Origin of the sequence: Lentihominibacter faecis (genome assembly GCF_014306095.1) — a bacterium.
Lineage (GTDB): Bacteria > Bacillota > Clostridia > Peptostreptococcales > Anaerovoracaceae > Lentihominibacter > Lentihominibacter faecis.
The window spans coordinates 1-9025 of sequence record NZ_JACRWC010000077.1; the positions used below are offsets into that span (position 1 = coordinate 1).

Annotated in this window: 7 protein-coding genes; all 7 read right to left on the reverse strand. The window is 47.7% G+C overall.

Features of this window, described 5'->3' with window-relative positions:
- Window positions 1–1317: phosphoglucosamine mutase (gene glmM / locus H8876_RS06225; RefSeq protein ID WP_249287012.1), on the reverse strand; the 1317-nt coding region annotated here is incomplete at its 3' end.
- 31 nt (window positions 1318–1348) lie between these two features.
- The gene (locus tag H8876_RS06230) at window positions 1349–2275 is read right to left on the reverse strand and encodes a CdaR family protein (protein WP_249287013.1); all 927 of its coding nucleotides are present in this window, start codon (window positions 2273–2275) and stop codon (window positions 1349–1351) included.
- Window positions 2262–3116 (reverse strand): diadenylate cyclase CdaA, encoded by an 855-nt coding sequence (cdaA, locus tag H8876_RS06235; protein ID WP_177264385.1) that lies wholly within the window; start codon window positions 3114–3116, stop codon window positions 2262–2264. Before cdaA ends, H8876_RS06230 begins: the two co-directional genes overlap by 14 nt.
- A gap of 193 nt (window positions 3117–3309) precedes the next feature.
- Window positions 3310–3840: a ribosome hibernation-promoting factor, HPF/YfiA family gene (gene hpf / locus H8876_RS06240; protein ID WP_249287014.1), complete on the reverse strand. Its 531-nt coding sequence runs from the start codon at window positions 3838–3840 to the stop codon at window positions 3310–3312.
- Window positions 3841–4113: 273 nt separating this feature from the next.
- Entirely contained in the window at window positions 4114–4878 is a 765-nt protein-coding gene (locus H8876_RS06245; protein ID WP_249287015.1) for a ComF family protein, read from the reverse strand.
- A gap of 18 nt (window positions 4879–4896) precedes the next feature.
- A complete protein-coding gene (gene recD2, locus H8876_RS06250) occupies window positions 4897–7155 on the reverse strand; it encodes an SF1B family DNA helicase RecD2 (protein WP_249287016.1) in 2259 nt (752 codons plus the stop codon).
- A gap of 2 nt (window positions 7156–7157) precedes the next feature.
- Window positions 7158–8120, reverse strand: a complete 963-nt coding sequence (locus tag H8876_RS06255; protein WP_177264382.1) for a 3'-5' exoribonuclease YhaM family protein — start codon at window positions 8118–8120, stop codon at window positions 7158–7160.
- Between the last annotated feature and the right edge of the window lie 905 nt (window positions 8121–9025).

Sequence of the window (9025 nt, forward strand, 5' to 3'; positions counted from 1 at the left end):
CGGCAGCGTCAGATGTGTATAAGAGACAGCATCCTGTCCCTCCAGCATCACGCGCACCAGAGGTTCCGTTCCTGACGGGCGGATCAGTACACGCCCTTCTCCTTCCAGATCCTTTTCAGCGGCGGCGATTGCTGCTTCGACCTCCGGATCCTCCCGGAATTTTCCTTTGTTTTCATTCTTGACTCTGGCATTTTTCAAAACCTGCGGGAAAATCTCGATCCCATCCGAAAGCTCCGATGGAAGTTTCCCCGAAAGGATCACTGCCTGAAGCAGCTGCAGAGAAGATAAAATACCGTCTCCCGTCGTTGTATGATTTCGGAAAATAATATGTCCGGACTGCTCTCCACCAATATTACAGCCAGTTTTCAGCATGCTTTCCAGCACGTATCTGTCGCCAACGGAAGTGACTTCCACTTTGCATCCCATACCTTCCACATATTTATGGAACCCGATATTGCTCATGACTGTAGCTGTCACCAGATCTCCCGGAAGCTCTCCGCGATCCTTCATCATCTGTGCGCAGATGCAGATAAGCTTATCACCATCGATGATCCTGCCTTTTTCATCTACTGCGATCAGGCGATCTGCATCGCCATCGTAGGCCATACCAAGGAATGCTCCCTGTCGTATCACTTCTTCCTGCAGTTTATCAGGGTGGGTCGAACCACAGGCGTCATTGATGTTGACACCATTCGGTTCATTACCGATCACCGTGATGTCTGCACCCAGCTCGGAGTATACCTTTTCTGCGATCCTGTAAGCGGCTCCATTGGCACAGTCCAGCACCAGCTTGCGCCCTTTGATATCCACATCCAGCGTACTCTTCAGAAAATCAGCGTACCGGTCCAGGGCATCATCATCCGCCTCCAGACAACGTCCCAGTTTATCTCCCGTGATATGGCTGTTGACATCGATATCCCGGAGGATGATATCTTCGATCTCATCCTCGATCTCATCATCCAGCTTGAATCCATCTCTGTTGAAGAATTTGATCCCGTTATACTCAAACGGATTGTGGGACGCCGAGATCACAACACCGGCGTCGGCCTTATAGGCGCGTACCAGGTATGCGATCGCCGGAGTCGGCAGAACGCCGACCTTGATCACATTGCCGCCTACCGCCAGGATCCCCGCGCTGAGGGCGTCTTCCAGCATATCTCCAGAAAGGCGTGTGTCCTTTCCGATCAAAACGACCGGTCTCGCCTTGTCTTTACTCAATACATGTGCTCCCGATTTCCCCAGCTTAAACGCCAGTTCCGGCGTCAGTTCCGCATTTGCAACGCCTCTGACACCATCGGTACCGAATAATCTTCCCATAATCTTCTCCTCTGTTCTACATTAGTATAATTTACTGGGCAGTCTTGATTTTTACTGTCACTTCTGTTGAATTTCCCTTGTTATATAAATATACACCTGTCGGCAGAGAAAAATTCAGTTCTTTCTTTCCCTGCGATTTGATATCACTTACATCCACTGTTGCTGAAACAGAATCCAGATCAGCCAGAGCTTCCGATGTTCCCACGACTTTCACAGAATCCACGCCACTGATGGAATCCACTTCTTTCCCGTTTTCCATGTTTTTCGATGTGATCGTAACATCTACATCTCTGGTCTCCATCAGACGAACGGTCGTCTTTGCTTTGGAGTGATTCAAAACGACACCCTGCACTTCCGTTCCGTCTTTTTTAACAGCCATCAGCTCTACTTCTACTGTTTTCGGACTTTCCGACACCACATTGGATGTTATCTTGCCACGCACTGCGTCGACTTCGTTTACCACACTCTCCGCGCCGGTGACCGTTACTGTATCCGGGTACATATCATATGCCCACGGCACAAGATCCTTATCATTTCCTGCGTCTCCAACAAAATCGATCTCAACAGTTTTCTTGACTTCTATACTCTTCTCAACTCTATAGGAGATCGTATCGTCCGAGATACTGTCAAGTGTAACTCCTGACGGCAGTTCCAGCTCTACCTTACCGCGGTTTTTTCCTTCGCTGGCATCAGCCACATCTACCGTTGCTGTAAGACCCGTCTTCTTCATTTCATTGATGACAGAGCGCTTTCCTTTGACAATGGCACTTACTCTCAGATCCTGTTCATGAACGACTGCCAGACCTTCATCTGCCAGCGTCTCCGTATTGACGAACGTCACTTCGATATCGCTGATTTTTTCCTTTGTATCCGGGTTTACTTCTCCCATGACATACACCCACAATAAAATTGCGATGATCAGGGAGATGATCTTCAGCACGTTCTTATTTTCCAGCATGATTCTTCCCCCTTATTTTATTGATCGTCTTCGGAATAAATGCGATCGAAGCTTTCTTCGGTTCATTGTTCCAGTACATATTCAGCAGCATTTTCTCTACCGTTTTGATATCAAGAAAACGAGTCAGTTTTCCCTCACTCGCCATAGAGATGGCACCTGTTTCTTCCGAAACGATCAAAACGAGAGCATCGGAGTTTTCTGTGATCCCGATGCCGGCACGATGTCGCGTCCCCAGGTCTTTACTGATACTCTTGTCGTGTGTCAGCGGCAGAACGCAGCCAGCCGCATAAGCACGATCCTGCCTGATGATCAAAGCGCCATCGTGAAGCGGTGCTCCTTCATAAAAGATATTACCCAGAAGCTGATCGGATATTTCTGCATCGATCACCGTTCCGGTTTCAATGATATCCATCAGAGACGTTTCTTTCTCAAATACCATCAGCGCACCTACGCGGTTAGCCGAGAAATTCTCGATCGCTCGGATGATCTGCGCCGTAATGTGCTTTCCCTTCTCCTTATCCATCTGAGAAAAAGAGCCTTTCATCAGTTGGCTGCGACCCATATATTCCAACGCACGCCGCAGCTCCGGCTGAAACACCACCAGGATCGCAACAGCACCCAGAGCTACCGTACCTTTCAGCAGCCAGTTGATCGTGTGCAGGTTCATCAGATCCGTTACAAAAGTAGCCACAACTAAAACCAGCACCCCCTTGAGGAGCTGTTCCGCACGCGTCTGTTTTATCAGTCCCAGCAGCTTATATATAACAAAAGCCACAATGAGAATATCCACTATATCTGTAATTCCGATTCCGGAAAATACATTTTCAAAAAAACGTTCCATATAAGTCTACCTTAACCTTCTACCTATCTCATTATATTTTACCGAAATCCCCTTCTGTTTTCAATAGGTATGTCATGTCTTTTCCGTGAATAAATCTTCACTTTTGTCTCACCGCAACAAAAAAGCGGAGAAAATCCTCCGCTTTTCATTCGTTCTGATTCATATTACCGGATCCATTCCGGCACCGTTCCGTCTAGTAGGAAGTTTCCAGAAGGCCGTAATCCCTGTCATTTCTGCGGTATACCACATTGACCGAATCCGTCTCCATATTGAGGAATATGTAGAAAGTATGCGCCAGAAGTTCCATCTGAACGATAGCTTCATCCACCGTCATAGGCTCCAGCTCAAATTTCTTTCTCTTGACAACCTGGATCACTTCCGGTTCTTCCTCTTCATATTCCGGAAGATCTGCAAACATCAGATCCGGCTGTCCTTTATATTTCTTCTGGAGTTTGGATTTGAAACGGGACATCTGACTCGAAAGTTTTTCGATGACCCGATCAACTGCATCATACGGATCGTCCGCCCGCATCTCTGCTCTGAAAATCGTTCCTTTCGCATTGATGGTAGCCTCCACCTTGTAGCCGGCCTTTTCTTTGATCACCATGATATTTCCCGTGATCTCATTGGAAAAGTATTTGTCCAGCTTTTCAAATTTCTTTTCAATGGTTTCCTTGAGCTTGTCGCTCGGCGTGTAATTCTTTCCAGTAATGATTGTCTTCATACTAACAACCTCCTTTGCAGCCTTTTTCTTAGTATAACACATGTTTTTCGAATTTTCAATAAAGTCTGCATATGACTCAGCTGACCTGATCTTTGCCCCCACACCTGCCTTTACCTGAGTTTCTCAGAGGACTTACTTCTAAACTACGCCATGATCACTGCCGCCTTGCGGATCAGCTTACGTGGGACCCTTTGCCCGTAGCTGGCCTGGCCTTTCAATCACAGACCTGAGTCATATGCAGACTTTACTGTCCGCACTGCATTATATCGTTGTCTAAAGACCTTTCGGTCTGCGGTTTCCTCCAGATGCCAGTGTCAGAAAATCCACCGCCGCTGCGCCGCATTCCAGAAGGATCCTGGAACATTCGTCTATCGTCGCACCTGTCGTGTAAATATCATCTATCAGCAGTATCGCTTTCCCGGGAAGCTCCGCTTTTCCTTTTTTCGTTACTGCAAAGGCTCCGCGCAGCGCACTTTCCCGTTCAATAGGGGAAAGGCTCCTGAGCAGGATCGTTTCTCGCGTTCTCTGCAAAGCATCCGGCATCAGGGTTTTTCCCCAGAGCTGCGCCAGTCTGGCTGCCATCAGTTCCGTCTGATTATATCCCCGTTTCCTTTCGCGGGTTCTATGGATCGGTATCGGTATTATAACATCGATCTTCAGGTTTTCCCAGCGAATCCGATCAAAAAGGATGTCTCCAAATTTTTTCCCCAGATATCCTTTCCCGTTATACTTGTAATCCAGGATCATCTCCCGCTCGTACAATCCGTATGTGAGGCAGCTGTAGCCTTTGCGAAAACTGTGATTGCTCCCCATGCAGTTGTAGCATCGCCCACCTCGGTAAGTCTCCGGCAGTGCTTTCCCGCACTTCTCGCATGTTCTCCCGTTATTCCAGTGCATCTTTTTCATGCAGCTGTCACAAAGGGCATATGGCCTTGTTCCATCGATGAGACAGCCGCAGCAGGCACAGTAAATATTTGACGGAAACACCGCTTCTGAAAGTGCCTCCAGCGTCTTTCTCAATACTCTCTGTTCTCCCATTTCTTTTCCCTGAAATTTCTATTGATCCATCTGGTCAAAATCATCTGCATCACCGCCCGCAGTTTCCATGGAAAAAATTCTGCGCAGCCGGTATACCAGACCAGAATACCGCTCTTTGATCCTGTTGTTGTCCACCATGCCTTCCAGCTTGTTCTGTGAGCCCACGAGTACAACAACGCGTTTTCCCCTTGTAACGCCTGTGTACAGAAGATTCCTGGTCGCAAGCATCGGCGGGAACCAGCTGATGGGCATGATCACGATAGGGAATTCACTACCCTGACTCTTGTGGACCGTCACTGCATATGCCAGTTCCAGTTCCTCCAGCTGGTTAAAATGATAGGTTACATAACGCACTTCATCGTAAACCACCGTTAGTTCATTGAATTCCCGGTCTACCTTGCGAATGAACCCTACGTCTCCGTTGAACACACCTTCTCCTTCTGTGAAGTCCTCCAGGTTCTTCCACGCCATCTGGTAGTTATTTTTGATCTGCATGACTTTATCGCCTTCGCGGAAGGTCCTGTCGCCAAAGGTCTTTTCTTCCAGTGCCTCGTTCGGTGGATTCAGGACTTCCTGCAGTTCTTTATTCAGATTGATGCTCCCCAGAAGTCCTTTTCTCACAGGCGTCAGCACCTGGATATCCGCCACCGGCGACAGATCCGTATAATAGTCCGGCAGACGTGTCAGACAAAGCTCCTTGATCGTCTGCAGCATATCCTTTTCCCGACTTCTGTGAAGCAGGAAAAAATCCTTGTCTCTGGCATTGCAGTCCGGGTATTCCCCCTTATTGATCCGGTGAGCGTTGACGACGATCATGCTTTCCTTGGCCTGCCTGAAGATTTCCGTCAGCTTCGTACAGTAAATATATTCGCTGTCGATGATATCCCGCAGTACGTTTCCAGCCCCTACCGACGGCAGCTGATCCGAATCCCCTACGATGATAAGTCTGGTTCCCGGTCTGATCGCACTGACTAGCCCGTTCATCAAAAGCAGGTCTATCATAGACGCTTCATCCACAATGATCGCATCGTATTCCAGCGGATTTTCCTTCGTCCTGCCAAATCTCATGCGATTCTCGCTTTCCGAAAAATAGTATTCTAAAAGCCGATGGATCGTAGAAGCGTAATGACCCGACGTCTCAGTTATTCTCTTTGCAGCACGCCCTGTAGGCGCCGCGATAGCGGTTTTCAGACCGCTGTCCTCCAGGATATTTATGATCGTATTGATAATAGTCGTTTTCCCGGTACCCGGACCGCCCGTTATAACGCTGACCCCCATCTTCAGGGAGCTGGTCACCGCATGTTTCTGATTCTCCGAAAGAAAGATCCCCGTCGATCGTTCTGTCCTCTGGATCAGGCTGTCGATTTTCCCCGCAACAGGTTTCAGCCCCGCGTCATTGATCATCGAAAGACACTTGCAGACATTCTGCTCCGCAAGATAATAAGGCATGAGAAACACGACTGTCCGATTGTCCAGGTTTTCCACATGGATCTCCCCGGTGAATGCCATCTCTGCAATATTGTCCTCTATCTGCTGCATGGGCAGATCCAGCATCTGTCCGGTTTTTTCACAAAGCTCCTCCTGAGGCAGGAACGTATTTCCCTCTCCTGCAAAATAAGTCAACGTGAACTTGATCCCGCTCTGGATCCGAAATCTGTCATCATGGGCGATCCCCATTTTTTCTGCGATCTTATCTGCCTTCTTAAACCCGATACCGAAAATATCGTCCACCAGCTGGTATGGGTTCTCTTCGATCGCCTGTATGGTATCTGCTCCATATACTTCATACAGCTTCATCGCGTAATGGGAGTTTATACCATAATTCTGTAGATACAGTGTTATGTTTGCGAATTCTCTGTGTTGCTTGAATGCTTCAGAAATCTTTGCAGCCGTTTTCGGTCCTATGCCGCTGATCCCGCAAAGCTGCCCAGGGTCTTCTTCGATCACCTGCAAAGTGTTCTCCCCAAAGCGTTCCACGATAGCTGCCGCAGTTTTTCTCCCCACACCTTTCATGGCTCCGGATGCCAGGAAGTCCCGGATCCCGTCTTCCGTGGACGGCAGCTCTTCTTCAAATTCCCTGATCGCAAACTGTTCGCCATAGGTCGGATGCATGGTGAATTCACCCCTCAGCCGGTAATGTCTTCCCACGCTGACCGCCGGCAAATTCCCCACAACGGTAAACGCTTCCAGTTCCGTCTCAAAAACGGCTACCGTGTAGCCGTTTTCGTTGTTATGAAATATGATTTCTGCAATGGTGCCCTTGTATTCTTCCAGCATGTTTACTCATCCTTGACTCTGTAAAGAGTTCTGTTGTCCAGCGTCCATACGCGATCGCTGAATTCTCCCGGTTCCGTCTTTTCCAGTGCATCCTGCATATCGAACATCTTAGCATCGATCATGTCCAGGTAGTGAAGCATCTCCGCTTCCGGAAACAGAGGCTTTTTAGGACTTCCGAATTCCGGCTCATAGTGATGAGACAGGATCATATGCTCCAGCATAACAGCTTTTTCCCGCGGCATACCAAGTTCCCCTGCCAGCCGGTCGATGGTACGGACTCCCTGTACCAGATGACCCAGCATCTTCCCCTCAAAGGAGTATCCGGTAGAAACCCCCAGCTCATTGGACTGGATTTCATTGATTTTTTCCATATCATGCAAAATCACTCCGGTCATCACCAGTTCCCGGTTCAGGTTCGTATATACCTCACAGGCGCGTTCCGCCATCATAAGCATGCGTTTTACGTGGTACAGCAGCCCTCCCATCTCTGCGTGATGGTTTTTCTGTGCTGCCGGATAATACATCAGTTTCTCCTTATTGTCCGTCAGTTCCCGAATACAGATATTTCTAAGATCCTGATCCTGGAAAGCCTCCGCTCTGCTGTAAATGTACTCATACATATCCGCCGGCTCTTCCGGCGCAGCTTTGATGTAGTCTTTCATAACCAGGTGATCTTCTGCTGAAGTCTGGCGTATCCGGCTGACACGCAGCTGCTTCATGCCATTCCACTCGGTCACCTGCGCCTTGACTTTGATGATCGATCCTTCTTTGATTTTCTCCAGTCCCGGCAGTTCCTCATCGGCGATATCCCACTTCTTTGCGGAGATCTCTCCCGTGCAGTCCGCCAGCAGCAGATCCAGGTAAGCCTTCTTGTTTGAGCCGACCTTGACAGCAGAAGTTTTCACAAGGAAGTAGGAGATCAGTTCCTGGTGTGTTTTTATATCGGAAATATAGATATCTTTCATAGTCACTCACCCTTTCAGATTGCAGTCCATCTGCAGTAATACTTCGATTATTATACCACATTCAGGCTAAACCGTGGAATTATGTTATATAAATTATTGTGCCTGGTGGTTTAGGCAATCCAAGGTTTCACGGAATGCCAGGGTCTGCAAAAAGAGTGGGTTGATTTACTCATTGAACCACCTGTAATCATGTGGTATAATCTATGTACAAAAGGCGAGCCGTTGAAAATGGCTAACCGTAGCTGTTATTGAATAACCGCCCGATTTGGAAGTCTCCGGCGGTTATTTCTTTATATTCAGCACTCCGATAATTATCAAACCCAAGGTTAACCACCTTCAAACTTTCACGCCTTTTGTGTCATGTATTTTTCAAAATTCTTTGCTGCCGTCGAAGTATCCGATTTGCCTGTTGAACCACTTCCCGGCACGTGCTATAATCTATATACAAAGAGCGAAACCGTTTAAAGCGGTTCGGAAATATGTGTTTTTTGAAAACCGTCAAGTTCCCGGCTTGGCGGTTTTCGTTTATTTGTGGTTATCCCTGCTAACCATCAAGCCCATAATCATCAATACGATGACTAAGAGTTCATAGTCAGTCATGGTATGCTCCCTTCATAAAAGTAACCGCTTTCGCCCGCTCTTTGTGTCATGTGTTCTTTCTCCTTATTATAGACCCTGCTGTTCCCGGAAACAATTAACTTATTAGTTGCATGCATGAAAACAGGAGACCCGACCTCTCTGGTCAAATCTCCTGTTGTTATTAATTATGGTTCTAAAAAATATGTTGGGGTGGCTCGCAGATAGCGAGTCATCTTTTTTAATGAAAAGAAAGCATTAGAAGCCAGAATCCTGTAGAATAAAGCTGCGAAACAAATATCCAACAGAGAAAAGGAGGCAACTAATGC

Excerpts from the sequence above, each read along its gene's own strand:
- hpf (WP_249287014.1), bottom strand. The coding sequence starts at position 3,840 with ATGAAGACAATCATTACTGGAAAGAATTACACGCCGAGCGACAAGCTC.
- H8876_RS06230 (WP_249287013.1), bottom strand. The coding sequence starts at position 2,275 with ATGCTGGAAAATAAGAACGTGCTGAAGATCATCTCCCTGATCATCGCA.
- H8876_RS06245 (WP_249287015.1), bottom strand. The coding sequence starts at position 4,878 with ATGGGAGAACAGAGAGTATTGAGAAAGACGCTGGAGGCACTTTCAGAA.
- H8876_RS06255 (WP_177264382.1), bottom strand. The coding sequence starts at position 8,120 with ATGAAAGATATCTATATTTCCGATATAAAAACACACCAGGAACTGATC.
- recD2 (WP_249287016.1), bottom strand. The coding sequence starts at position 7,155 with ATGCTGGAAGAATACAAGGGCACCATTGCAGAAATCATATTTCATAAC.
- cdaA (WP_177264385.1), bottom strand. The coding sequence starts at position 3,116 with ATGGAACGTTTTTTTGAAAATGTATTTTCCGGAATCGGAATTACAGAT.